The sequence below is a fragment of the Pandoraea terrigena genome, assembly GCF_902459705.1.
Classification (GTDB): Bacteria; Pseudomonadota; Gammaproteobacteria; order Burkholderiales; family Burkholderiaceae; genus Pandoraea; species Pandoraea terrigena.
In genome coordinates, this window is sequence record NZ_CABPRU010000005.1 from 217,483 (window position 1) to 243,688 (window position 26,206).

The following is a 26,206-nucleotide window of genomic DNA, read 5'->3' on the forward strand; positions in this document are numbered from 1 at the left end:
GTCATGCGCCGAGCAGGCTCTGGCCGCACACGCGCACGACCTGTCCGGTCAATGCGCCGGACGCCGGGTGCGCCAGCCACGCAATGGCCTGCGCCACGTCGACCGGTTGGCCGCCCTGGCCGAGCGAGTTCATCCGGCGGCCCGCTTCGCGAATGGCGAACGGCACGGTGGCGGTCATCTGCGTTTCGATGAATCCCGGCGCGACGGCGTTGATACTGATGTGGCGCTCGGCAAGCACCGGCGACCAGGCGTCAACCATGCCGATCACCGCAGCCTTCGATGTGGCGTAGTTCGTCTGCCCCCGATTGCCCGCGATGCCGCTGATCGACGCCACACCGACGATCCGGCTGTTGGCGCGCAGCACTCTGGCGTCGAGCAGTGCCTGGTTGAGACGTTGTGGCGCACCGACGTTGATGTCGAGCACGCTCTGCCATTGGGCTTCACTCATGCGCATGAGTGTCTTGTCGCGCGTGATGCCGGCGTTGTGGACGAGGATGTCAAGGCCGCGCGGGGCCTGCGTGGCCAGATGGGCGAGCAGCGTCGCCCCGGCCTCGGGGGCGGCAATGTCGCACGTGAGCGCGCTGCCGCCGAGACGGGTTGCCACGGCGTCGAGCGGGCCCTGCGCGCCCGCGATGTCGACGCACACGACGTGCGCACCGTCGTGTGCCAGCGCCGTGGCAATGGCTTCGCCGATGCCGCGTGCCGCGCCCGTCACGACCGCAACCTGTCCGGTCAGTGGACGCCGGTCCTGTATCGGCGGTGTTTCGAACACTGGCGCGCGCAGGGTGATGGCCTGGCCGCTCACGTAGGCGGCGCGCGGTGAGAGAAAGAAGCGCAGCGTGGAATGCAGGGAATCCCGGGCGCGTGGCGAGACATACAGTAACTGCGCCGTGGCGCCGCGCTTGAGTTCCTTGGCGAGCGAGCGCACGAAGCCCTCCAGCGCGCGCTGCGCGACGCTCGCCTGTGGCGTCGAGGCCATCGCGGGCGGCAAGCCCAGCACGAGCACGCGTGCGCATTGGTCGAGGCACGCGAGCGTGTCGTGGAAGAACGTGTAGAGCGCGCCCAGGTCATCGGTGCTGGCGATGGCGCTCGCGTCGAACAGCAACGCCTTGAGGCGTATGCCTTCGTTCCGATCGAATCGTCCGCTCATCGTCCCGGCCTGGTTGGCGTGCGAGATCCAGTCGAGCCGCGCGGCATGGGCAAGGCTTGATATGCCGAGCCGATGCAGTTCATGCGCGAGGTTCGGCAACAGCGGGGCGTCGCCCGCTCCGCCCACGACCGCGAGCGGGGCGGACGTTGCGCGTGCGTCTGCCTTGGTGTCGTCGACGGACGGCATCCGCTCGAGCGGCACGGGGCGCGGCAGCCCCAGCGCATTGGCCAGGCGGCCGCCCACGGCGGAGTTGGCGAAAGCCAGATATCGGTCGGACGTCGTCACGGCGCGGAATTCCTCAGAATGATGGGCGTTGGCAGGCAGGCGGGCTCATGGCGTGAGCGCTTCATCGACCACTTCGGCTTGCTGGGCGCGCTGCATGTCGGCCAGGCGACCGAAATCGGGCGGGAAGTCGTCGACGGCCACGGCCCGCGCTGCATAGTCGGCGTACTGCACCAGCACCTGGCGCTCGCCGTCGCTCACGAGATGCAGGGTCGCGGCGTGCGCCACCCACTCGGCGAACTCGGGCAGGCTTTGCGGCATCGTCGGCAACCGGCCTTCCTTGACCGACAAGCGCAGACGCTGCTCGATGGCGGTGACCTGTGGTGTCATCTGGAAAGCCATTTCCCCGTAGGCAAGCCCATCGATCTCGGGGCGCGGCGAGTAGCTGCCGGCGATCAGGCGCTCGCGGGCGCCCCCTGGGGTCTGCATCAACTCGGCGACCTGGGTCGCCAACGCGTCGGACGGTTTGGCGTAAGGCAGGCCCAGTGGCGTGAGTTTCCAGCGCATCCACCACGCGGCCACGCGCGACGGATAATTCGCGAGCACGCCTTCGAACGCTTCGCGCGCCTGCCAGAGCGCGTCTTGCGCGGCCCAGTGGACCAGCGGCAGATCTGCGGCGGGACGGCCTTCGTCCTCGTAACGCTTGAGGGTGGCCGTCAGCAGAAACAGTTGCGAGAGCATGTCGCCCAGCCGGCCCGTGAGGCGCTCGCGGCGCTTGAGCGAGCCGCCGAGCACCGCCATCGAGACGTCGGCCGCAATGGCGAGGAGCGTCGACAGCCGATTTGCTGCGCGGTAGTACGCGTGCAGTTCGGGGGCGGCGTTCGGCGGCACCGCCGAGAAGCGGGCATGCGTGACGCCGTGCAACGCGCCGCGCACGATGTTGCTCGTCACGAAGCTCAGGTGGCCGAAAAGGGCATCGTCGAACGCGCGCACGGCGGTCGCTCGATCCGCCGATTGCGCGGCGGCGAGCTCCTTGAGCACGTAGGGATGACAGCGGATCGCGCCCTGGCCGAAGATCATCAGACAGCGTGTCATGATGTTGGCGCCCTCCACCGTGATCGATACCGGGATCTGCTGATAGGCACGCGCAAGGAAGTTGTTCGGGCCCATGCAGATGCCCTTGCCCGCCACGACATCCATGCCGTCGTTCACCACTTTGCGGGCGCGTTCGGTCACGTGGTATTTCGCGATGGCAGAGATCACCGAGGGCTTCTCGCCGAGATCGACGGCAAGGGCTGCCATGCGGCGTGCGGCGTCCATTGCGTACAGATTGCCCGCCATTCGCGCCAGCGCCTCCTGCACCCCTTCGAACTTCCCGATGGGCGTGCGGAATTGACGCCGCACCGCTGCGTAAGCGCCCGTGGCACGCACGGCGATCTTTGAGTAGCCGACGTTTGACGACGGCAGCGAGATCGCGCGGCCAGCCGCGAGACATTCCATCAACATGCGCCAGCCTTTGCCCACCTGGACCCGCCCGCCGATCACCCAGTCGAGCGGAATGAAGACGTTCGTGCCGGCGTTCGGGCCATTCTGGAAGACGGCGTTCAGCGGCCAGTGGCGACGCCCGATCACCACGCCCGGATGATTCGTCGGGATCAACGCGCAGGTAATGCCGGGCGCGTCGTCGTCACCGAGCAGGTGGTCGGGGTCGAGGGCGCGAAAGGCGAGGCCGAGCACGGTCGCGATAGGGCCGAGGGTGATGTAGCGCTTGCGCCATGTGACACGGAAGCCCAGCGTTTCGCGGCCGTCGTGGACGCCACGGCAGACGATGCCGATGTCGGGAATGGCCGCGGCGTCAGACCCTGCGTATGGGCTCGTGAGCGCGAAGCAGGGGATCTCGTCCCCCTTCGCGAGACGCGGCAGATAGTAGTTCTTCTGCGCTTCGGTGCCATAGTGAAGCAGCAGTTCGGCCGGGCCGAGCGAGTTCGGCACCATGACCGACACGGCGGCCGCCGAGCAACGCGAGGCCAGCTTCATCACGACTTGGGAGTGCGCATACGCGGAGAATTCGCGGCCACCATAGCGCTTGGGGATGATCATCCCCAGGAAGCCGGCATCCTTCGCGTATTGCCATGCGGTTGGCGGCAGGTCCTGCCAGACCTGAGTGCTTTCCCAGTCGTTGGACAGGTCGCACAGATGTTCGACCTCGGTGTCCAGGAAGGCCTGTTCTTCCGAGGACAAGACGGGCGCGGGCAGCGCCATGAATTTCCGCCAGTCGGGACGGCCTGAAAACAGGTCGGCCTCCCACCAGACGGTGCCGGCTTCGATGGCGTCCTTTTCCGTCTCGGACATCTCCGGCATGATCGTGCGGAATTTGGCGAGCATCGGCGCCGTAATCCACGCGCGACGCAGCGGGCCGAGGCTCAGGACCAGTGCGGGCAAGACGAAGACGATGGCGAGTACGATCGTCGCGACGGGACCCGTCAGCCCGCTCGCCACGCCCGCGCCCACCCACACCACGGTCGCCGTTAGCCACTGCCAGGCGTGCGCGCGATAAAAGAGCAGGGCGCTCACGCCTGCGACCCAGGCAAGAATCCATAGAGCCGTCATTTTGTCCTCCCTTACGGTGCGTCTTCCCGGCCAGGGCTGTCGTAGCAGCGGTCGGAGACGCCTCAGCGCTGAACTGGCCTCTCCTCCCGGCGGGCTTGCTGCCGCCCTGTCGGGGCTGGGCCTCGTGTTGGATCGTCCTGGCGCAGCGTGGGCCGTCTCAGTCCCTCCGTGATCTTTGCTCAGGCATTCGCGAGCGAGCGGTCGTCGGCACCGGGCATTCGGCTCGCGCCGTCCGCTTCTGGCGTTGCGATGAGCGGTTCGCCGGCCGGCCCGGCTTCGCGCGGGGGCGTAATGTCCGCGTCCTTCGCCAGCGCGAAGACGGCCGCGAAGCTCGCCAGTTGTTCCTCTCCCGGCATCGGCGCCCGGAGCGCGGCGACCATGAGCGCCGTGAGCCTTGCCACGACCTGCAGGTCGCCCATCGCCTGGCCTTGCGCGAACGTGTCGATCAGGCGAGACGTGTCGCTGCTTGCGAGCACACCGGACAGCGCCTGCAGCGCGAAGTGCAGGCGCCAGCCGAGTTCCTGGCGGGGTAGCGCGGGCAGCGCGCGGGCGAACGCGTCGAAGAAGCGCTCGAAAACGGGGGCGTAATGCTGCTGCAAATAGTCGCGGATGAATGGTGATGGATCGGCGTATACGCGGCCGAGCAGACGCAGGAACGCAGGGCCGCCGATATCGCGATGATGCGAAATGGCCAGGGCGGGGATGAACATTGCCCCCAGCACGTGTTCGCACGTGAGGTGCGGCGCAGGCCACGCGGCTTCGGCGCGCGTGAGCAGCGCCAGCCGCTCGTCGTTGAGCCGGTCGAGCCGACGCGAAAGCATGGCCTGGAGCAACGTCTCCTTGCTGCCGAAGTGATAGTTGACGGCGGCCAGGTTGACCTCGGCTCGCGACGTGATCTGACGCAAGGACATGGCTTCGTACCCGTACTCGATGAACAGGTCCTCGGCGGCATCGAGGATGCGCAGCTTGGTATCGCCGGCTTGCCGGCCGACGGAAAGGCGTGAGCTCACGAAGCACCTCCGGTGGGATGCGGCGCAACGCTGCGCCAACGTAATGAACCGATGTTTCATTCGAACGTTTGATTGAATCCTATGATGGATGGCGGGGGTGTCCAAGCTCTTTTTCTGGGTGCGGCGCTCTAAATCGGTATTCCGGTCGGGGTTGGCCCATCGGGGTGTGCTTGACGGGGCGGTGTCGCCAGGAAGGCGCGTGAAGGCAAAATGGTCCGATTTCCCTGATTTCCGGCCGGAAAGTCTGGAGGCGGGACAATAGTTTGCTAAAATGTCCCGCTTTGTGTTCAAAACCGTTTTGGCGCTACCCCGAATGTCGGGGGCGGAGGGAAGCCGGCGTCGCAACGTCGGTTCCGGCCCAAGGTTGATTAACTGACAGGGTCCGCTTGTGGCATTCCCTCGCCGCAACACAGAACGACCCTCTGGAAGGACGAATATCCTCATGACTATCGCTGTTGAAAACCTCGGCAAGCTCGAGCGTCGCTTTACCATCGCCCTGCCCAAGCAGGAAGTCGAAAAAGAAGTTGCGGCACGCATTCAGAAGCTGTCGAAGACGGTGCGTATGCCGGGCTTCCGCCCGGGCAAGGTGCCGCTGAAGATGGTCACCCAGCAGTACGGTGGCCAGGTCGAAGCCGAAGTCGTGAGCGACAAGGTCGGCCAGCAATTCTTCGATATCAGCAAGGAACAGGATCTGCGCGTGGCCGGTCAGCCGCGCTTCGCGCCCAAGGTCGACGCTGGCGAGGCCGAGTATGCCTTCGACGCCACGTTCGAGATCTACCCGGAAGTCAAGATCGGCGACCTGGCCACGGCCGAGGTGAGCCGCACCACGACGGACGTCTCGGAAGCCGAGATTGACCGCACCATCGATATTCTGCGCAAGCAGCGCGTGCACTACCACGTGCGCGGCGAAGCCGGTGCTCACGGTGATGGCGGCCCGGTCGAAGCCAAGGACGGCGACCGCGTGACGGTCGACTTCGTCGGCAAGATCGACGGTGAAGCATTTGCCGGCGGCAGCGCCGAAGACTTTGTGTTCGTGCTGGGCGAAGGCCGCATGCTGCCCGAGTTCGAGACGGCTACGACGGGCCTGAAGGTGGGCGAGTCGAAGGATTTCGAACTCAAGTTCCCGGACGAGTACCACGGCAAGGAAGTGGCCGGCAAGACCGCCACGTTCACCGTGACGCTCAAGAAGGTTGAGTGGGCGCATCTGCCGGAAGTCGACGCTGAATTCGCCAAGTCGCTCGGTATCGCCGACGGCAGCATGGAAAAGATGCGCGCCGACATCAAGGAAAACCTGTCGCGCGAAGTGAAGCGTCGCACGCAGGCCTTGCTCAAGGATCAGGTGATGAATGCGCTGATCTCGGTGTCGGAACTCGACGTGCCGAACGCATTGGTCGCACAGGACCAGGAGCGCCTGGTGGCGATGGCTCGTCAGGACCTGACGCAACGCGGCGTGCCGAACGCCGGCAACGTGCCGATCCCGGCGGAAATGTTCAAGGAACAAGCCGAGCGTCGCGTGAAGCTGGGGCTGATCCTGGCCGAGCTGGTCAAGCAAAATGACCTGCAAGCCAAGCCGGAGCAGATCAAGGCCGAAGTCGAAGAGTTCGCGAAGAGCTACGAAGACCCGCAAGAAGTCGTCCGCTGGTACTATGGCGATCAGCAGCGCATGGCGGAAATGGAAGGTTTCGTCGTCGAGAACAACGTGGTCGAATTCGTCCTGGGTAAGGCCAAGGTGACCGACAAGCAGGTCAGCTTCGAAGAACTGGCCGGCAACTCGCAAGCCTGATCGAGCGACACGACTGATTGAACCGCCGCGGCCGCAAGACCGTGGCGGTTCTTTTCCAAATGGCCCTCGGGCCTCCTCCCTGCGGCGCGCAAAACCATCTCGATAGAAGGGTCGAACCGATATGATTACCCGTTCCGAATTGCTCGCCCAACTCGCCTCCCCGACGCACAACTCCGCTCTCGAGACGCAAGGCCTCGGCCTCGTGCCGATGGTCGTCGAGCAAAGTGGTCGTGGCGAGCGCGCTTACGATATCTACTCGCGACTCCTCAAGGAGCGCATCATTTTCCTGGTGGGCGAGGTCAACGACCAGAGCGCCAACCTCGTCGTCGCCCAGTTGCTGTTCCTCGAGAGCGAAAATCCAGACAAGGAAATTTCGATGTACATCAACTCGCCGGGCGGTTCCGTGTCGGCGGGCCTGGCGATTTACGACACGATGAAGTTCGTGAAGCCGGCGGTCTCGACGCTGTGCCTGGGCATGGCGGCGAGCATGGGCGCATTTCTGCTGGCAGCCGGTGAGAGGGGTAAGCGTTTCGCGCTGCCGAACGCACGCATCATGATTCACCAACCGCTGGGCGGCGCCCGCGGCCAGGCATCGGACATCGAGATCCACGCCAGGGAAATCCTGCTGCTCAAGGATCGATTGAATCGACTGCTGGCGGATAACACCGGCCAGTCGCTCGAAGTCATCGCGCGCGACACCGATCGGGACAACTTCAAGTCGGCGGCCGATGCCGTCGAGTACGGGTTGATCGATCGCGTGCTCGAAAAGCGTCCCTGATTCGGTCTCGAATTCAGGGTGCCCGACGACAGACGGTTGGCGCGACACTGGGCGATGTCGTCATCGAAGGCCCGGATGTTCGCGCCAAGTCTTTGTCGTAAAAGGGAATTCGTTGCCGTTGCGGGTGGGTTACACGCTCGCGCGGCATGGCGTTACAATGCCATCACGTATGCCGCGTTTGCCGCCCCCGGCGGGGGACGACCGGGGCGCAAATTGCTAGCAGGCTGACACAGATATGGTGGATAAAAAAAGCACTTCCAACGGCGAAAAGCTGCTCTACTGCTCGTTCTGCGGAAAGAGTCAGCACGAGGTCAAGAAGCTCATTGCAGGGCCGTCGGTCTTCATCTGCGACGAGTGCATCGATCTGTGCAATGAGATTATCCGTGACGAGGCCGCTGCGGCCGAGGACGAGAGCGGCAGCGGTGGCAAGTCCGATCTGCCGTCGCCGCAGGAAATCCGCGAGAGTCTCGATCAATACGTGATCGGTCAGGACCGTGCCAAGAAGATCCTGGCCGTTGCGGTCTACAACCACTACAAGCGATTGAAGCACCTCGGCGACAAGCGCGACGAGGTCGAACTCTCCAAGAGCAACATCCTGCTCATCGGGCCGACCGGCTCGGGCAAGACGCTGCTCGCGCAGACGCTTGCCCGCCTGCTAAACGTGCCCTTCGTGATCGCCGACGCCACCACGCTGACCGAAGCCGGTTACGTGGGGGAAGACGTTGAGAACATCATCCAGAAGCTGCTGCAGAACTGCAACTACGAGATCGAGCAGGCGCAGAAGGGCATCGTCTATATTGATGAAATCGACAAGATCAGCCGCAAGTCGGACAATCCGTCGATTACTCGCGACGTGTCGGGCGAGGGCGTGCAGCAGGCGCTGCTCAAGCTGGTCGAAGGCACGATGGCGTCGGTGCCACCGCAAGGTGGCCGCAAGCACCCGAACCAGGACTTCATCCAGGTCGACACGACGAACATCCTGTTCATCTGCGGTGGCGCGTTCGATGGTCTCGAGAAGATCATCATGAACCGTACCGAGAAGACCGGGATCGGCTTTGGCGCTACCGTGAAGACGGGCGAAGAGCGTGACGCGGGCGAGTTGCTGCTTGAGGTCGAGCCGGAAGACCTGATCAAGTTCGGTCTGATTCCCGAGCTGATCGGCCGTCTGCCCGTGGTTGCCACGCTGGGTAAGCTTGATGAAGACGCGCTGGTAACGATCCTCGTCGAGCCGAAAAATGCGCTGGTCAAGCAATATCAGCGCCTGTTCGCGATGGAGGGCGTGGAGCTGGAGATCCGTCCGGCCGCGATGCACGCCGTCGCGCGCAAGGCCATCAAGCGCAAGACCGGCGCGCGCGGCTTGCGCTCGATCATCGAGCAGGCCTTGCTCGAAGTGATGTATGAACTACCGTCGCTCAAGGGGGTCGCCAAGGTGATCCTGGACGAAAACGCGATCAGCGGCGACGGGAAGCCGCTTTTGATTTACCAGGAGTCGCCCAAGGTTGCCGGCTCCAATTGAACGGTCAACTCAGCGCTACCCGAAGCCGTTCATGGAAACATGGACGGCTTTTTTTCCTTCATACTAGTGCCACGGGCAATGAAACCCCGAGTGGTGCAACTTTCCGGCGGAAGGGCTGTTCTACCGCCCCTTGTAATTCCCGTCGGCGGCCTCAATTAGCTGGAACACAACAGTATCGTTACATATGGGGAACGAGATGTCAGGCACCCAAATCCTCCCGCCCGAAGCGATTCAACTGCCCCTGTTGCCTTTGCGCGACGTGGTCGTGTTTCCGCACATGGTGATTCCCCTTTTCGTGGGGCGTCCAAAATCGATTAAAGCGCTTGAAACCGCCATGGAAGGCGGCAAGCACATCATGCTCGTCGCCCAGAAAGCGGCGGCCAAGGATGAGCCCACGTCCAAGGATCTCTATGAGATCGGCTGCGTGGCGAACATCCTGCAAATGCTCAAATTGCCCGATGGCACCGTCAAGGTGCTGGTCGAAGGGATCCAGCGCGCCCGCACCCTGAGTGTGGACGAAGAGGAAACCCAGTTCACGTCGGAAGTGATGCCGCTCGAACCGGACGACGGCAACTCTCCGGAATCGGAGGCGCTGCGTCGCGCGATCGTCGCCCAGTTCGATCAGTACGTGAAGCTCAACAAGAAGATTCCGCCGGAGATCCTGACGTCGTTGTCGGGTATCGACGAGGCGGGTCGTCTGGCGGATACCATCGCCGCGCATCTGCCGCTCAAGCTGGAACAGAAGCAGAAGATCCTGGAGATGTTCCCGGTCATCGAGCGCCTGGAGCACCTGCTCGCGCAGCTCGAGAGCGAGATCGACATTCTTCAGGTCGAAAAGCGTATCCGTGGCCGCGTGAAGCGCCAGATGGAGAAGAGCCAGCGCGAGTATTACCTGAACGAACAGGTCAAGGCGATCCAGAAGGAACTGGGCGAAGGCGAAGAAGGCGCGGATCTCGAAGAACTCGAGAAGCGAATCAAGGCCGCGCATCTGCCGAAGGAAGCCAAGAAGAAGGCTGACGCCGAGCTCAAGAAGCTCAAGCTGATGTCGCCGATGTCGGCCGAAGCGACTGTCGTGCGCAACTACATCGACACGCTGGTCGGTCTGCCGTGGCGCAAGAAGAGCAAAGTCAACAACGACCTGTCGAACGCCGAGAAGGTGCTCGACGAGGATCACTTTGGCCTTGAGAAGGTCAAGGAACGCATCCTTGAGTATCTTGCCGTGCAACAGCGCGTCGAGAAGGTCAAGGCGCCGATCCTGTGCCTGGTGGGGCCCCCCGGTGTGGGCAAGACCTCGCTCGGTCAGTCGATCGCGCGTGCGACGAACCGCAAGTTCGTGCGCATGGCGTTGGGCGGCGTGCGTGACGAGGCTGAGATTCGCGGTCACCGTCGCACGTACATCGGGTCGATGCCGGGCAAGATCCTGCAGAGTCTGTCGAAGGTCGCCGTGCGCAATCCGCTGTTCCTGCTCGACGAAGTGGACAAGATGGGCATGGACTTCCGTGGCGATCCGAGTTCGGCGCTGCTCGAAGTGCTCGATCCCGAGCAGAACCATACGTTCTCGGATCACTACGTCGAAGTCGACTTCGATCTGTCGGACGTGATGTTCGTGGCCACCTCGAACTCGCTGAACATTCCGGCGCCGCTGCTCGACCGTATGGAAGTGATTCGCCTGTCGGGCTATACGGAAGACGAGAAGGTCAACATTGCCCAGCGTTATCTGCTGCCGAAGCAGAAGAAGAACAATGGGTTGAAGGAAGGCGAGATCGATCTGGCCGAAACCGCGATTCGCGACATCATCCGCTATTACACGCGCGAAGCCGGTGTGCGTTCGCTCGAGCGCGAGATCTCGAAGATCTGCCGCAAGGTCGTGAAGATGCTGTTGCTCAAGAAGGTCGATGGCACATCGATCAAGGTCGATGCGGGCAATCTCGACAACTTCCTGGGGGTGCGCAAGTTCGACTTCGGTCTGGCCATGAAGGAAAACCAGATCGGTCAGGTCACGGGTCTGGCGTGGACGGAAGTGGGCGGCGATCTGCTGACCATTGAAGCAGCGCTGATGCCGGGCAAGGGCAACATCATTCGCACGGGTTCGCTCGGCGATGTGATGAAGGAGTCGGTCGAGGCCGCGCGCTCGGTGGTGCGTTCGCGTGCGCGTCGCCTCGGGGTGACCGATGAGCAATTCGAGAAGAAGGACATCCACATCCACGTGCCGGAAGGCGCGACGCCGAAGGATGGTCCGTCTGCCGGCATCGCCATGACGACGGCGCTGGTCTCGGTGCTCACGGGTATTCCGGTGCGGGCGGATGTGGCGATGACCGGCGAGATCACGCTGCGCGGCGAAGTGTTGCCGATCGGTGGCCTCAAGGAGAAGTTGCTGGCGGCGCACCGTGGCGGTATCAAGCTCGTGTTGATTCCGGAAGAGAACGTGAAGGACCTTGCGGAGATTCCCGACACGGTCAAGAACGCGCTGGAGATCATGCCGGTGCGCTGGATCGACAAGGTGCTCGAGTTGGCGCTGGAACATGCACCCACGCCGCTGCCTGAAGAGGAAGCCAAGGCCGCGCCTGTCACGCCGAATGCGGACGCAAGCGGCAAGCAGGAAGTGATCAAGCACTGACGGTCATTTTTCGTGGGGTAGTCAACGGGCGGCTTTGCCGCTGCCTGCCTCACGGGAAAGGGCGTAAAAAGCTCGGGGTTTTCCCCGGGCTTTTTTTTGTTCACGCAAAGTGCTCGAAAATGACGCTGGGGAAGTGCGGATTCAGGAGTACTTCCTATGCCGCCGAAAGGGCGCAAAACGGCTTGACATCAGGGTTTGCGGCTTGTCTAATGGCAAAGCCGACGGACCTAGCGGATCAAAGTCAAGGCGCGTGAAGAGCGCCTCCGCGGCTCAATCGCCTACTATCCTTGCAAGGGGGTTACAGTGAACAAGACGGAACTGATCGATCATATCGCGGGTGAAGCAGACATCTCGAAAGCGGCTGCCGGTCGGGCACTTGATGCATTGGTGGGTGCGGTAAAGAAAGCGCTGAAGAAGGGGGACGACGTGACGCTGGTCGGCTTCGGCACGTTCCACGTGGCCAAGCGCGCAGCGCGCACGGGGCGGAATCCGCGCACGGGTGACTCGATCAAGATCAAGGCAGCGAAGGTTCCGAAATTTCGCCCTGGCAAAGGTCTGAAAGATACGTTAAACTAACCAGCTTCCCTGTTTCGGCAGGGAGCAGCAGCAAGAACAACACTTGAATCGGGAACGGGTGCTTAGCTCAGCTGGTAGAGCGGCGCCCTTACAAGGCGTAGGTCGGGGGTTCGAACCCCTCAGCACCCACCAGTTCCAGATCTTGGGGAGCGGTAGTTCAGTTGGTTAGAATACCGGCCTGTCACGCCGGGGGTCGCGGGTTCGAGCCCCGTCCGCTCCGCCAAATTGTGAAAAGGCGAACTTCGGTTCGCCTTTTTTGCCATATGGCGTCTTAAGACGCATCCAGACGACTTTTCCGATTTCGTATGTTCGACTTCATCCGCCGTCATCAACGATTGGTTCTCATCTTCCTGACGGTGTTGATCGTGCCGTCGTTTGTGGTGTTCGGCGTTCATGGCTGGCAAGAATATGCCGCGGACGCGGGCACGATCGCCAAGGTTGGCGACCAGACCGTGACACGCCAGGAATACGACAGTGTGCTTCGTGCGCAGACCGAGCGTATGCAGCAGATGTTCGGCGGCGCCGTCGATGCCAGCCAGATCAACACGCCCGAGATGCGCAGCGCGGTGCTGGATAACCTGATTCAGCAAAAGCTCCTGACGCAGGAAACGCTCAAGAAGCAACTGTCGGCGCCCGACGCCCAGGTGCGGGAGGCGCTGCTCGCCATTCCGGCGATTGCGCAGTTGCGCCGCCCCGATGGCTCCATCGACGAAGCGAAGTATGCGCAACTGCTGTCCGCGCAGAACCTGACGCCGCAGCGACTCGAAGCGCAAATCCGTTTCGAGCTGGCATCGAACCAATTGCCGTCGAGCGTGCAGGCGAGTGCCATGCTGCCGAAGACGGTGCTTGAGCGCTTCGCGCAACTGCGTGCCCAGCAGCGCGACGTCTCGGTGCTGAGCTTCCCGGTCACGGACTACGCTGGCAAGATCGTGCCGACGCAGCCGCAGATCCAGGCGTACTACGACGCACACAAGGTGGCCTTCCAAACGCCCGAATCGGCCGAGATCCAGTATGTCGTTCTCGATCCGAAGGCGATGCCGGCTTCGGCGCAGACGCCCCCGAGCGACGACGTGCTGCGCAAGATGTACCAGGACAACCTGAAGCAATACACGACGCAGGAACAGCGCCGCGCGTCGCACATCCTGATCGCGTCGCCGGCCGACGCGTCGCCTGCCGATCACGCCAAGGCGAAGGCCAAGGCCGACGCGTTGCTCGCGCAGATCAGGCAGCACCCGGACGACTTTGCCAAGCTCGCCAGTGCGAACTCGGAAGACCCGGGCTCGAAGGGCAACGGCGGCGATCTGGGTTTCTTCACGCGTGACGCGATGGTCAAGCCGTTTGCCGATGCTACGTTTGCGCTCAAGCACGAGGGTGACGTGAGCGATGTCGTGAAGAGCGATTTCGGCTATCACATCATCAAGCTGACCGGTATCAAGCCGGAGCAGACCAAGTCGTTCGATGAAGTGAAGGCCCAGCTTGCCGATCAGTATCGTCAGCAGGAGTCCGCGAAGGCATATGCGAAGCTCGCCGACCAGTTCACCAACGCGGTGTACGAGCAACCGGACAGCGTGCAGCCGGCAGCCGACAGGCTCAACCTGAAGGTGCAGACGGCCACGGTCACGCGTACGCCCGATCCGGCACAGGCGAAGCGCCCGATCGGCAACGAGAAGCTGCTCAAGGCCGTGTTTGGCGATGAGGCGCTCAAGAACAAACGTAATACCGAGGCGGTGGACGTCGGTCAGGGTGTGCTGGTGTCGGCGCACGTGGTGAATTACCACCCGGCCGCGACGCCGCCGCTGGCCCAGATCGAGGCGCAAGTCAAAGAGAAGGTGGTGGCGGATCTGGCCGAGCAGCAAGCGGTGAAGGCCGGCGAGGCCAAGCTCGAAGCGCTCAAGAAGGGGGGCGACGCCGCATTCGGTGCCGCGCAAACCGTTTCGCGAGACAACCCGGGCAAGCTGCCACCATCGGCATTGAGCGCGATCTTCAGCGCCGATACGACCCATTTGCCGGCGTATGTCGGCGTGGCCTTGGGCGAAGGTCAGGGCTATGCGGTGTATCGCATCGGCAAGGTCACGCAGCCGGCGCAGCAGGACGCGCAGCGTCTCGCCGCCGAGGCACAGCAACTCAATCAACTGGCAGCTCAGGCCGAGTGGAACGCCTGGTTGGGCGACCTGCGCGCGCGCTCGAAGGTGAAGATCGTCAACGATGTCACCAAGTCGGGGGCCTGATCCGGTAACCGATGCCATCGGTGGATGAGCTAAAGAACGCGGCCAACCGGCCGCGTTTTTTATGTGCCGGACTTCGGCGCTCGTGCGTGCGCCGGACTCGCGGGGGATTTGCCGGCGGGCTTGAGCAGCGGTTTCACCGTCGGCCAGACGTTCTGCAGGATGTGCGGATGCGCCTTGGCAAGCGGATGAATCTGATCGTGCTGGAACCAGTCGGGGTGTTCGATCACGCCGGCCAGCAGAAACGGCACATAGCCGGTCTTTTCCTGCTTGGCCAAGACGGAAAACATCGTGAAGAACTGCTCGCTGTAGTCGAGTCCGTAATTCGGTGGAATGCGCATGCCGACAACGACCACGCGGCTGCCCGCCTTGCGCGCCGCGGCGATCATCTCGCGCAGATTGCTGCGCGTGAGGTCGAGGGAAATGCCGCGCAAGGCATCGTTACCGCCGAGTTCCAGGATCGTGACGGCGGGGTGGTACCGGTCGAGCAGCGGTGCGAGACGCGCGCGTCCACCGCTCGTCGTGTCGCCACTGATACTCGCGTTCACGACGTTATAATCGAAGCCGCTTTGCGTGATCGTCTGCTGCATGAGATTGACCCACCCGGCGCCGCGCGCGATGCCATATTCCGCCGAAAGGCTGTCGCCGACGACCAAAATCGTTGGTGCCCCCGAACTTGCCGCGTTCGCTGGGGTCCCTGACAGCATGCACCCGCCTACGAGGGCTGAGGCGGCCAATTTCAAGAACTCTCTTCTTGCCATGTCGTTTTCCGAAAACGTGATCGAGGTGCGGGGGCTGGGCAAACGGTTGCATGACGCGACCGGCGATCTGGTCATTTTGCAGGATATCGATGTCAGCGTCGCCAAAGGCGAGAGCGTCGCCATCGTCGGGGCATCGGGGTCCGGGAAGTCTACGCTGCTGGGCCTGATGGCCGGGCTCGACACAGCGACCGATGGCAGCATCACGCTGCTGGGCAAGTCGCTCGGCGATCTGGACGAGGAAGGCCGGGCCGCGCTGCGGCGCGGTGCCGTCGGTTTCGTCTTCCAGTCATTTCAGCTGATGCCGCATCTGACCGCGCTCGAGAACGTGATGCTGCCGCTCGAGCTGCTGGGTGAGACACGCCACGTGGCCGATCGTGCCATCAAATTGCTTGAACAAGTGGGGCTGGGGTCGCGCCTGGCGCATTACCCCAAGCAGCTCTCCGGTGGAGAGCAGCAGCGCGTGGCGTTGGCGCGCGCCTTCGTCACCGAGCCCGCCGTGCTGTTTGCCGACGAACCGACGGGCAGTCTGGACACGGCGACGGGAGAACGGATCATCGACCTGATGTTCTCGCTCAACAAAGCGAGTGGTGCGACGCTGGTGCTCGTCACGCATGATCTGGCGATTGCGCAACGTTGCGACACGACGGTGCAGCTCGCCGGTGGACGACGGGTCGACGGCGTGTCAGCGGTGTCAGACGCGTCAGAGGCGCGAGGCGAAGGGACGAAAACGCCGCACTGACTCCGCTGCGGCGGTCGTGCGCGTCAGGGTTTCCCTTTCAGGGCGTTACCCGCCAGTCGAATCAACGAGGTGGTCGAGGCATCGTGTGCACCGGGCTTGAGTGAATCCGGATCGGCCAGTTCGGGCTCGATTGCGCGGCTCAATGTCTTGCCCAATTCAACGCCCCATTGGTCGAATGGATTGATGTTCCAGATGGCGGCCTGCACGAACACCTTGTGCTCATAGAGCGCGATCAGTGCCCCCAGGCGCTCAGGCGACAACTGGTCGATCACGAGCGTGTTGCTGGGACGATTGCCGTCAAAGCGACGTTGCGCGCCGAGCGGTCCACCGGCCTGTTCCGCCGTGGCCATCGAGCCGCCTTGCAGCAACGCTTCGCTTTGCGCGAAGCAGTTGGCGAGCAGCTTGCGGTGGTGATCGAGATAGATCGGTGCATCGTATTGCGGATTCAGGACTGCGATGAAATCCACCGGTACCAGCGTGGTGCCCTGGTGCAGCATCTGGAAGTAGGCATGCTGGCCATTGGTGCCCGGCTCGCCCCAGAGAATCGGTGCTGTTTGCCACGCGACGGGCGTCCCGTCGAGCTGCACCGACTTGCCGTTGCTTTCCATGTCCAGTTGCTGCAGATACGGTGGCAGCTTTTGCAGCGCATCGGTGTATGGCGCGATGGAAAGCGTCTGCGCGTCGAAGAAATTCCGGTACCAGATGCCGATCAGGCCAAGCAGCACGGGCATGTTGGATTCTAGCGGCGCGCAGTGGAAGTGCTCATCCATCGCGTGCGCACCGGCGAGCAGCGCGTCGAAATGCCGTGCGCCGAGATAGAGCATGATAATGAGCCCGATCGACGACCATAGCGAATACCGTCCACCCACCCATTCGCCAAACTCGAACACGTTCTCGCGGCGAATGCCGAAGCGCATCGCTTCCTCGGCGTTCGTCGATACCGCCACGAAGTGCTTGCCGAGATCGCCTTCCGGAATGCCACGCGAGACGAACCAGGCGCGAATCGTTCGCGCGTTGGTCATGGTCTCGAGCGTCGTGAAGGTCTTCGAGCACACCACCACCAGTGTGGTTTCCGGGTCGAGCGAGGGGAGCGTGCGTGCCAGTTCGGTGGGATCGATGTTGGCGATGAAGTGCGCGCTCAGCTCGCGCCGTCCATAGGCGGCAAGTGCGTCGCACACCATGCGTGGGCCGAGATCCGATCCACCGATACCGACGTTGATGAGATGGCGAATCGGCTTGCCGGTGGCGCCGACCCAACGCCCGTCGCGCACGCGTTCACTGAACGCGCGCATGCGTGCGAGGGTCTCGCGCACCCCGCGGCTGATGTCGCCGGCCGCGTCATGAAAGGTCATGTCGTGCGGCGCGCGCAGCGCAACGTGCAACGCTGCGCGGTTTTCCGTGACGTTCACCGCTTCGCCGGCCCACATCGCTTCGCGCTTGGCCGGCAGGTCGCACTCGCGGGCGAGTTGCGTCAGCAGCGCGCGTGTTTTGTCGGTAATGCGGTTCTTCGAGTAATCGAGGTACAGGCCGGCCGCACGTAGTGAGAATTGTTCGACGCGTGCATGGGCACTGGCGCCCGAGAACCAGTCGCGCATGTGCTGAGCGGCGATGTCGTCGCGGTGCGCGAGCAGGGTACGCCAGGCAGGCAGTTGATCCAGGCGGGTGGATGGCGCGGAAGGCTTGTACGGCATGTGCGATAAAGACATTTCGATAAAGCGGACTTAAAGCGGAGTATAACGGGTGTGGCCGTGAAATCGCGTTGAAATGCGCGGATGGACGGCGTTGAAGCCAGCGAATATCCCAGTCTCGCGCGATGTCAGGGCGCACCGGCCGGCGTCGTGCGAGGCGCTCGAATGCCTCGCGCCGCGCGCGCGGCTTCGTTGAGCCAGTCAGCCAGTTCGACGCGCATGGCGGGCAACAGTTCGGAAGCGGTCAGTCCAGCAGGGCCGGCGCCTGCGTCGACGCAGCGTTCGGCGGCCCGGCCGTGCAGCCAGACGGCGGCCAGCGCGGCTTGCGTTGCAGGCATGCCCTGCGCCAGCAGCGCACCCACCGCGCCGGTGAGCACGTCGCCCGTGCCCGCAGTGGCCAGCCCGGCATTGCCAGTAGTATTGATCCAGGCGCGCGTTCCATCGTCGATGATGCTGCCTGAGCCCTTGAGCACGACCGTTGCGCCGAAATGTTGCGCGAGCGCCCGTGCGCTTGCCAGCCGATCCGACTGAATGCCTGCGACGTCGCAACCGGCCAGGCGTGCCGCTTCGAGCGGATGCGGTGTCAGGACCGTGGGTCCGGCACGACGACGCACGCGCTCCGCAAGCGCGGGCTCGGCGGCCAGCAGATTGAGCGCGTCGGCATCGATGACCAGGGGCGTCTCGTCCAGCGCGAGCGCGCGCGACAGGCACGCGCTTGAGGCGGCAGAGGTTCCGAGCCCGGGGCCGACGGACACGGCCTGCATCGTCGAGAGGTCGAGGTTCTCCGCATGACGCAGCATCAGTTCGGGGTGCTGGGGATCCCAGGCGGGCGCATCGTGCGCGACAAAGCCGACATAGACGCGTCCCGCGCCGGTCATCAGTCCGGCACGCGCGCAGAGCAGCGGCGCACCGATCATGCCTTCATGGCCGCCGAGCACCGCCAGCGACCCATAGCTTCCCTTGTGAGTCGCGTGACGTCGCTGCGGCAAATGCGCGAGGAACGCCGCAGGCGCGCTTGTCGCGATGGCCTTGCCTTCCGGCAAACCAGCTCGCGTAGCGGCCAGCACCTCGTCCGTCCCTAACGTGGCAACCAGCACTTCGCCCGCAACGTCGCGCCCCATCGCGGTGAACAGCCCGGGACTGGCGCCCAGCATTGCCATCGTGACGTCGGCGTGAATGACGGGGCCTTCGACGACACCGGTGGCTGCCGCCAGCCCGCTGGGAATATCGATGGCGAGCACCGGCGTGCCTTGTGCATGGGCGTCGACGATGGTGTCGACGAGCGCTGCGGCGGCGCCTTCGAGCGGACGCGTCAGGCCGATGCCGAAGAGGCCGTCGACGACCCACGCGTAAGCGAAGGGCTGCGGCCAGAGGGCGGCGACAGGCCGAACGGATACGCCGGAGGCGAGGGCCTCGGCGTGCGCCCAGCGCGCGTCATCGGTCGATGGCGGCCCGAGTTGCCAGACGTCGACGAGCACCCCGCGACGATGCAATTCGCGTGCCGCGACGTAAGCGTCGCCTCCATTGTTGCCTGGCCCGGCGAGCAGCAATACCGCCTGACGGCCCGCGCTCGCGAGGGCTGGCAGGCGAGCGAAGAGCCACTCGGCCACGGCGGCCCCGGCGTGTGCCATGAGCGCATGTGCAGGGAGTTTGGCGGCGGCCGCCCGTTCGACCTCGCGCAGCGTGTCGGGACGCCACAAGTCGAGCGTGTCGCGCGCGCAGGTGGTGCTCGATGACGTCGCGCAAACGCTTGGCGACCCTGTGGCGTGCGTCAGGGGATCCACGCTGACAGGCGCAATGGAACCCGCTGGAAGGGCAGGGGCGGCAGGGACGTCGACACGCAATGAATCGGACATGACAGGCAAAGCTCCCGGTATCGAGGCGCGGAGAACGTTGCACATTGCCGCACGCCGGCATCGACGGCTGGGGCATGGCGTGTTCTGCGTGCCGATCCCGAGATTATGCCCTCAACGTACCGTCCTGGTTCAGTCTTCGCCGCTCAGTGCGCGTACCGTTCGAGTGTCAGGCCGTTCAGATCGATTTCCGGCGTTTGTCCGGAGAGGACGTCGGCGAGCACGCGGCCGGAGCCGCAGGCCATCGCCCAGCCGGTCGAGCCGTGGCCGACGTTCAGGAAGATGCCGGGCAGTGGCGTCGCGCCGAGCAGGGGCGGGCCGTCGGGGAGCATCGGACGTGCGCCGACCCAGGCGCGCGCCTCGCGGTACTTGCCCGCGCCCGGGAACCAGTCCGTCGCCACTTTGTAGAGCGTGGCGATGGCGCGTTCGCGCAGCACGAGTTCGGTATCGCCCAACTCGGCCGTCCCGGCAATGCGCAGACGGTTGCCTTGCGGGGTGATGGCGGTCTTGTACGACTCGTCCATGACGGCGATACGAGGGCTGAACAGTTCGGTCTTGACCGGCACTGTGATCGAGTACCCCTTGATCGGCCAGAGCGGCAGGTCGATGCCCAGCGGGCGCAGCAGCGCCGTACTCGCCACGCCCGCCGCGATCACGACTGCGTCAGCCTCGAGTGTCGTGCGCTGGGCAAGCTGCGCGGTGCTGGCGGTCTCGACGGTGACCCCCGAGCGCCCCACGTTCGGGCGCACCGACAGCACAGTCGTCTCGGTGGCGAGCGTCACACCCATTTCGCGGGCGATCTGGGCGAGTCGCTTGGTAAAGAGCGGGCAGTTGCCGGTTTCGTCGCGTGGCAGATGCAGGCCGCCCGCCAGTTGGGCATCGGTCGAGATCGCCGGTTCGAGCTTGCGGCACTCCTCGGCCGTGAGCAAACGGTGCGGCACTTCGTTCTCGGCGAGCATGGCGCGCGCCGGTTCGTTCATCTTGATTTCGCGATCGGTGCGAAACAGTTGCAGATAGCCTTGCGTATGTTCGTATTCGAAGACATGGGTCTCGCGCAGCGCATGCAGGCAGCGCTGGCTGTAGAAGGCAAGGCGCTGCATCCGCTCGCGATTGGCGCGGTAGCGTTCGAGTTTGCATTCACGCAGCCAGCGGGCCGCCCAGCGCCAGGTGCCAATCGACAGGCCAGGCCGGAAAATGAGCGGGCTGGCCGAACTGAACAGGTAGCCGAACAGCTTGCGCGGCATGCCGGGCGCCGCCCATGGCGTGACGTAGCCGGGCGCAATGACCCCCGCATTGCCGAAGCTGCTCTCCTGGGCCACCGTGCTGTTGCGCTCGACCAGCGTGACCGTGTGCCCCGCGGCGGCCAGATAGTAGGCGGTACAAGTGCCGATGACCCCGCCGCCGATAACGATGACCTTCATTCCCAACCGTCTGGTGTGTGGCGAACGCCCGTACGTTCGCTTGTTAGTGTAGTTGTGTACCGTGCCGCACCCGGATGCCGGTTTCGCGGCCCGTGTTCATGACGGGGCGCATAGGTTACCAGAGAGACGCCCTCACAGGGCAGGAGGCTCCCCATTATGCGTGTGGCGCACTCGGGTATAACCCGGGGTAAGCAGGGTATAATCTCGCTTTGCCGTTCCCCCGCGTTTTGAACGCCTCGCCTTCCGTCCTTCCATGACTCACATTGCCTGCTTCGCCGGCGCCTTGGCGCTCTCCGAATTCCGCCAGCAACGTCTTCTGCAGACCCTGCAAGCCATCGACAGTTCGATTGTGCGTGTCGACGCCCGCTACGTGCATCTCGTGGCCAGCGCCGAACCGCTTTCGAGCGACGACATGGCCCGCGTCGCCGGTCTGCTCACCTATGGTGAGCCGGTGCGTGAAGAGCCGGTGGGCGACCAGTTGCTGGTGATCCCGCGTCTGGGCACGATTTCCCCCTGGGCGAGCAAGGCGACGGACATCGCCCGCAACTGCGGCATCGATCACGTGCGCCGTATCGAGCGCGCCGTCGAGTACACGATTGGCGTGAAGTCCGGTTTGCTGGGCGGCAAGAAGGCGCTGCCGGCCGATGCGCTCGCGCGCATCGCCGCAGTGCTGCACGACCGCATGACCGAGACGGTCGTGGCCACGCGCCATGACGCCGAGGCGCTTTTCGTCGAGCTGCCGGCCAAGCCGCTGCAGACGATCGACATCATCGGTGTCGGTCGCAGCGCCCTCGAAGCCGCCAACCGGGAGCTGGGTCTCGCACTGGCCGACGATGAAATCGACTATCTGGTCGACGCCTTCACGCGCCTGAAGCGCAACCCGACCGACGTCGAACTGATGATGTTCGCGCAGGCCAACAGTGAGCATTGCCGCCACAAGATCTTCAATGCGCAATGGACCATCGACGGTCAGGCGCAGGACAAGTCGCTGTTCCAGATGATCAAGAACACGCACCAACTGCACCCGCAGGGGACGGTAGTGGCGTATTCGGACAACGCTTCGGTGATGGAAGGCGCTGAAGTCGAGCGGTGGTATCCGCGCGGCGCCGACGGGCAGTACGGCCGCAGTGTCGAACTGACGCACACGCTGATGAAGGTCGAGACGCACAACCATCCGACGGCGATTTCGCCGTTCCCGGGGGCGTCGACGGGCGCGGGCGGCGAGATCCGCGACGAGGGCGCGACCGGCCGCGGCTCCACGCCGAAGTCGGGCCTGACCGGCTTCACCGTGTCGAATCTGGCCCTGCCGGACGCGCGGGAGTCGTGGGAGAACGACCGTGACGTCGCCGTGCCGCCGTCGCTGCGCAAGCCCGACGACACCGGCGCCGACTACGGCCGGCCGGACCGCATTGCATCGCCGCTGCAGATCATGGTGGACGGCCCGTTGGGCGGCGCGGCGTTCAACAACGAATTCGGCCGTCCGATCCTCGGCGGCTATTTCCGTACGTACGAGCAGAACGTGGCCGGCCGCGTGCGCGGCTATCACAAGCCGATCATGATCGCGGGCGGGCTGGGCAACATCGCCGCACAACACACGCACAAGCACAATCTGCCGGCTGGCACGCTGCTCATTCAGATCGGCGGCCCGGGCATGCGCATCGGCATGGGCGGCGGTGCCGCCAGCTCGATGGCCACCGGCACGAATACGGCCGAACTCGACTTCGACTCGGTGCAGCGCGGCAACCCGGAAATCGAGCGTCGTGCGCAGGAAGTCATCAACGCGTGCTGGCGTCAGGGCGAGGCCAACCCGATCCTGTCGATTCACGACGTGGGCGCAGGCGGTCTGTCGAATGCGTTTCCGGAACTGGTCGACGGCGCCGACAAGGGCGCGCGCTTCGACCTGCGTCAGGTCCAGCTCGAAGAGTCGGGCATGTCCCCGGCCGAAATCTGGAGTAACGAAGCACAGGAGCGTTACGTACTGGCCATCGCGCCGGACAGCTTCCCGGCCTTCCAGGCCATTTGCCAACGCGAGCGTTGCCCGGTCGCCGTGGTCGGTATCGCCACTGACGAGCGTCAACTGAAGCTGGTCGATGCGATGCATCCGGAGTCGCCGGACCCGGTCGACATGCCGATGAATGTGCTGCTCGGCAAGCCGCCGCGCATGCACCGCGACGTGAAGCGCGTGCACGCGGAGCTGCCGCCGGTGGACGTGACGGGCCTGTCGCTCGACGACGTGGCACGCGCCGTGTTGCGCCACCCGACGGTCGCCAGCAAGTCGTTCCTCATCACGATCGGCGACCGTACCGTGGGCGGCCTGACGGCACGCGACCAGATGGTCGGTCCGTGGCAGGTGCCGGTGGCTGACTGCGCCATTTCGCTGATGGATTACACGGACTATCGTGGCGAAGCCATGACGATGGGCGAGCGCACCCCGCTGGCCGTGATCGACGCCCCGGCATCGGGCCGCATGGCGGTCGGCGAAGCCATCACCAACATTGCGGCGGCGCCGATTGCGTCGCTCGACCAGATCAAGCTGTCGGCCAACTGGATGGCCGCGTGCGGCACCGAGGGCGAAGACGCCGCGCTGTTCGACACGGTCAGGGCAGTCGGCATGGAACTGTGCCCGGCGCTGGGCCTGTCGATTCCCGTCGGCAAGGATTCATTGTCGATGCGCACCAAGTGGGAAGATGCCGGTCGCAGCAAGGACGTGGTCGCGCCGGTTTCGCTGATCGTGTCGGCCTTCGCGCCAGTCGAGGATGTTCGCGGTCATCTTACGCCGCAACTGCGCTCGGTCGCGCAAGCGGGCGAGACGGTGCTGATCGCCATCGATCTGGGACGCAACAAGCATCGACTGGGTGGCAGTATCCTTGCGCAGGTCACGCAGCAGATTGGTGACGTGGCTCCGGACCTGGACGATCCGGCCGATCTCCAGCGCTTCTTCGATGCGATCCAGACATTGAACCGCGACGGCAAGCTCCTCGCCTATCACGATCGTTCGGACGGCGGCCTGTTCGCCACCGTGGCGGAAATGGCATTTGCCGGCCACGTCGGCGTGTCGCTCAACGTCGACATGCTCACGCTTGACGACGGCTTCGAATCGGATTACGGCGACGCCAAGGATTGGGCCAAGCAGACAGTGGGCCGTCGCGAGGACAAGACGCTGCGTGCGCTCTTCTCGGAAGAACTTGGCGGTGTGATCCAGGTGCGCGCCTCGGAGCGCGACGCCGTGTTGCAGACGCTGCGTGAAGCCGGCCTGTCCGCCTGCGCGCACGTGATTGGCAAGCCGAACGCGAACGATGTCATCGAGATCTATCGCGATGCCAAGAAGGTCTTCGGCGCGCCGCGCGCGGCGCTCCAACGCGAGTGGTCGGAAGTGAGCTGGCGTATTGCGCGTCTGCGCGACAACCCGGCGGCGGCCGATGCCGAATACGACGCGCTGAACGACACGAGCGATCCGGGTCTCTCGCCGAAGTTGACGTTCGATGCCAATGAAGACGTCGCTGCGCCGTTCATTGCGACGGGCGTGCGTCCGAAAATGGCCATCCTGCGTGAGCAGGGCGTGAACTCGCACCTGGAAATGGCCTACGTGCTGGACAAGGCCGGCTTCGACACCTACGACGTGCACATGAGCGACCTGCTCGCAGGGCGTCACTCGCTGGAGGCGTTCAAGGGCTTTATCGCCTGCGGCGGCTTCTCGTACGGCGACACCCTCGGTGCGGGGGAGGGCTGGGCCAAGACGATTCTGTTCCATCCGGCGCTGGCCGAACAGTTCGCGGGCTTCTTCAACCGTGCCGATACGTTCGCCCTGGGCGTGTGCAATGGTTGCCAGATGATGAGCAACCTGTCGAACCTGATTCCGGGGGCGGCCGCCTGGCCAAAGTTCACGTACAACCAATCGAAGTACGAGGCGCGCCTCACGCAGGTGGAAGTGCTCGATTCGCCGTCGCTGTTTTTCAAGGACATGGCCGGCTCGCAACTGCCGATCGTGATCGCGCACGGCGAGGGCTATGCCAACTTCGGTCAGCAAGGCAATATCGATCAGGCGCTGGCCGCCATGCGTTTCGTTGACCATCGAGGGCAGCCGACCGAGCAGTATCCGTTCAACCCGAACGGTTCGCCGCGTGGCCTGACCGCGGTGACCACCGGCGACGGCCGCTTCACGGTGATGATGCCGCACCCAGAGCGCGTGTTCCGCACGGTGCAGATGAGCTGGGCGCCCGAGCAGTGGGGCGAAGACAGCCCGTGGATGCGCATGTTCCGCAACGCGCGCCGCTGGGTGGCTTAAGCGACGCAGGCGACGATGGCGCGAGGTTCCGCACGTTGGCGCGTGCCGAACCTTGCACCGGAAACAAAAAATCCCGCCTTCATTCAGGCGGGATTTTTTGTTTCAAAGCCGAACCGGTAGACGGTAACGCTTACTGGATCTTGGCCTTCTTCTCAAGGCCGTCGATGAAGCCTTGCAGCTTCTCTTCATGCATTTGCTGCACGAGCTGCGGCTTGACGTCGTTCAGCGCGGGGATCTGCGCATCGCGCACGTCGTCGAGTTCGATCACGTGGTAGCCGAACTGCGTCTTGACCGGCGTTTGCGAGTACTGGCCCTTTTGCAGCTTTTGCAGGGCGTCGGAGAACTCGGGCACATACGCATTGGCTGGCGACCAGTCGAGATCACCGCCGTTCTGCGCCGAGCCCGGATCCTTCGAATACTGCTTGGCGAGGTCGGCGAACTTCGCGCCGCCGTTGAGCTTCGCGATGATGTCCTTGGCCGTGTCTTCGCTCGGCACCAGAATGTGACGGGCGTGATATTCCTTGTCGCCGAACTGCTTCTTGAGCTGGTCGTAACGTGCCTGGACTTCGGCGTCGGTGACCGGCGAAGTCTTCTGGAAGTCGGCGATCAGGGCGCGGATGAGCACGCCTTGTTCGGCCAGCTTGAGCTGCGCCTTGACGTCCGGCTGAGTGGCCAGTCCCTTGCTGACGGCCGCCTGGGCGAGAATTTCGCGCTTGACCAGCTCTTCGCGCACCTGCTGTTGCAGTTGCGGCGAATTCGGCTGACCCTGGCGGACCATTTCGCGCACCATCGCGTCGGCGCGGGCCACGGGCACCGGCGTGCCGTTCACGACGGCGACGTTCTGAGCGAGAGCGGGGAGGGAGACGGCGGTCAGCGACACGGCGGCGCCGAGCGCCAGTGCCGTGCGGGCGAGTTTCAATGCCATGCTGTTTTTCCTAACGAATGACGAAGGCAAGGTTAATCGACGGGGGA

Annotated in this window: 16 protein-coding genes and 2 tRNA genes; 10 read left to right on the forward strand and 8 right to left on the reverse strand. The window is 64.1% G+C overall.

The window, feature by feature from the left end; genetic code table 11:
* Position 1 precedes the first annotated feature (1 nt).
* The 3 genes from PTE31013_RS13215 to PTE31013_RS13225 form a co-directional block, all read right to left on the reverse strand.
* Positions 2-1,435 (reverse strand): 3-oxoacyl-ACP reductase, encoded by a 1,434-nt coding sequence (locus PTE31013_RS13215; protein ID WP_150613244.1) that lies wholly within the window; start codon positions 1,433-1,435, stop codon positions 2-4.
* A 45-nt stretch (positions 1,436-1,480) separates the two neighbouring features.
* A complete protein-coding gene (locus PTE31013_RS13220; protein ID WP_150613245.1) occupies positions 1,481-3,982 on the reverse strand; it encodes an acyl-CoA dehydrogenase in 2,502 nt (833 codons plus the stop codon).
* Between the two features lie 179 nt (positions 3,983-4,161).
* Positions 4,162-4,992, reverse strand: coding sequence for a TetR/AcrR family transcriptional regulator (locus PTE31013_RS13225; protein ID WP_150613246.1), 831 nt, complete (start codon positions 4,990-4,992; stop codon positions 4,162-4,164).
* Between the two features lie 442 nt (positions 4,993-5,434).
* On the opposite strand from PTE31013_RS13225, the gene tig reads away from it, so the two are divergent.
* The 8 genes from tig to PTE31013_RS13265 all read left to right on the forward strand — a co-directional run bounded on the left by tig (position 5,435) and on the right by PTE31013_RS13265 (position 14,490).
* Positions 5,435-6,775 carry a trigger factor gene (tig, locus tag PTE31013_RS13230; protein WP_150613247.1) on the forward strand — a complete coding sequence of 447 codons (1,341 nt, stop codon included), beginning with the start codon at positions 5,435-5,437 and terminating at the stop codon, positions 6,773-6,775.
* A gap of 124 nt (positions 6,776-6,899) precedes the next feature.
* A complete protein-coding gene (gene clpP / locus PTE31013_RS13235; protein WP_150613378.1) occupies positions 6,900-7,553 on the forward strand; it encodes an ATP-dependent Clp endopeptidase proteolytic subunit ClpP in 654 nt (217 codons plus the stop codon).
* 235 nt (positions 7,554-7,788) lie between these two features.
* Positions 7,789-9,069, forward strand: coding sequence for an ATP-dependent Clp protease ATP-binding subunit ClpX (gene clpX, locus PTE31013_RS13240; protein ID WP_150613248.1), 1,281 nt, complete (start codon positions 7,789-7,791; stop codon positions 9,067-9,069).
* 196 nt (positions 9,070-9,265) lie between these two features.
* Positions 9,266-11,686, forward strand: coding sequence for an endopeptidase La (gene lon, locus PTE31013_RS13245; RefSeq protein WP_150613249.1), 2,421 nt, complete (start codon positions 9,266-9,268; stop codon positions 11,684-11,686).
* Positions 11,687-11,989: 303 nt separating this feature from the next.
* Positions 11,990-12,262 (forward strand): HU family DNA-binding protein, encoded by a 273-nt coding sequence (locus PTE31013_RS13250; protein ID WP_150588956.1) that lies wholly within the window; start codon positions 11,990-11,992, stop codon positions 12,260-12,262.
* A 56-nt stretch (positions 12,263-12,318) separates the two neighbouring features.
* Positions 12,319-12,394 (forward strand) — tRNA-Val (locus PTE31013_RS13255).
* 14 nt (positions 12,395-12,408) lie between these two features.
* Positions 12,409-12,485 (forward strand) — tRNA-Asp (locus PTE31013_RS13260).
* 82 nt (positions 12,486-12,567) lie between these two features.
* Entirely contained in the window at positions 12,568-14,490 is a 1,923-nt protein-coding gene (locus PTE31013_RS13265; protein WP_150613250.1) for a SurA N-terminal domain-containing protein, read from the forward strand.
* Between the two features lie 59 nt (positions 14,491-14,549).
* On the opposite strand, the gene PTE31013_RS13270 is transcribed toward PTE31013_RS13265, so the two are convergent.
* Positions 14,550-15,194: an arylesterase gene (locus PTE31013_RS13270; RefSeq protein WP_174978554.1), complete on the reverse strand. Its 645-nt coding sequence runs from the start codon at positions 15,192-15,194 to the stop codon at positions 14,550-14,552.
* A 52-nt stretch (positions 15,195-15,246) separates the two neighbouring features.
* Between PTE31013_RS13270 and PTE31013_RS13275 the strand changes: the two genes are divergently transcribed.
* Positions 15,247-15,987: an ABC transporter ATP-binding protein gene (locus PTE31013_RS13275; protein ID WP_150613252.1), complete on the forward strand. Its 741-nt coding sequence runs from the start codon at positions 15,247-15,249 to the stop codon at positions 15,985-15,987.
* A 23-nt stretch (positions 15,988-16,010) separates the two neighbouring features.
* On the opposite strand, the gene pgi is transcribed toward PTE31013_RS13275, so the two are convergent.
* From pgi to PTE31013_RS13290, 3 genes are all read right to left on the reverse strand, one after another.
* Entirely contained in the window at positions 16,011-17,678 is a 1,668-nt protein-coding gene (gene pgi / locus PTE31013_RS13280) for a glucose-6-phosphate isomerase (protein WP_150613253.1), read from the reverse strand.
* A 125-nt stretch (positions 17,679-17,803) separates the two neighbouring features.
* Positions 17,804-19,531: an NAD(P)H-hydrate dehydratase gene (locus PTE31013_RS13285; RefSeq protein ID WP_150613254.1), complete on the reverse strand. Its 1,728-nt coding sequence runs from the start codon at positions 19,529-19,531 to the stop codon at positions 17,804-17,806.
* Between the two features lie 143 nt (positions 19,532-19,674).
* Positions 19,675-20,949, reverse strand: a complete 1,275-nt coding sequence (locus tag PTE31013_RS13290; protein ID WP_150613255.1) for a D-amino acid dehydrogenase — start codon at positions 20,947-20,949, stop codon at positions 19,675-19,677.
* A 253-nt stretch (positions 20,950-21,202) separates the two neighbouring features.
* On the opposite strand from PTE31013_RS13290, the gene purL reads away from it, so the two are divergent.
* Positions 21,203-25,234, forward strand: a complete 4,032-nt coding sequence (gene purL, locus PTE31013_RS13295; protein ID WP_150613256.1) for a phosphoribosylformylglycinamidine synthase — start codon at positions 21,203-21,205, stop codon at positions 25,232-25,234.
* A 130-nt stretch (positions 25,235-25,364) separates the two neighbouring features.
* Here purL and PTE31013_RS13300 read toward each other — a convergent pair whose 3' ends face one another.
* A complete protein-coding gene (locus tag PTE31013_RS13300) occupies positions 25,365-26,159 on the reverse strand; it encodes a peptidylprolyl isomerase (protein ID WP_150613257.1) in 795 nt (264 codons plus the stop codon).
* Positions 26,160-26,206 lie beyond the last annotated feature (47 nt).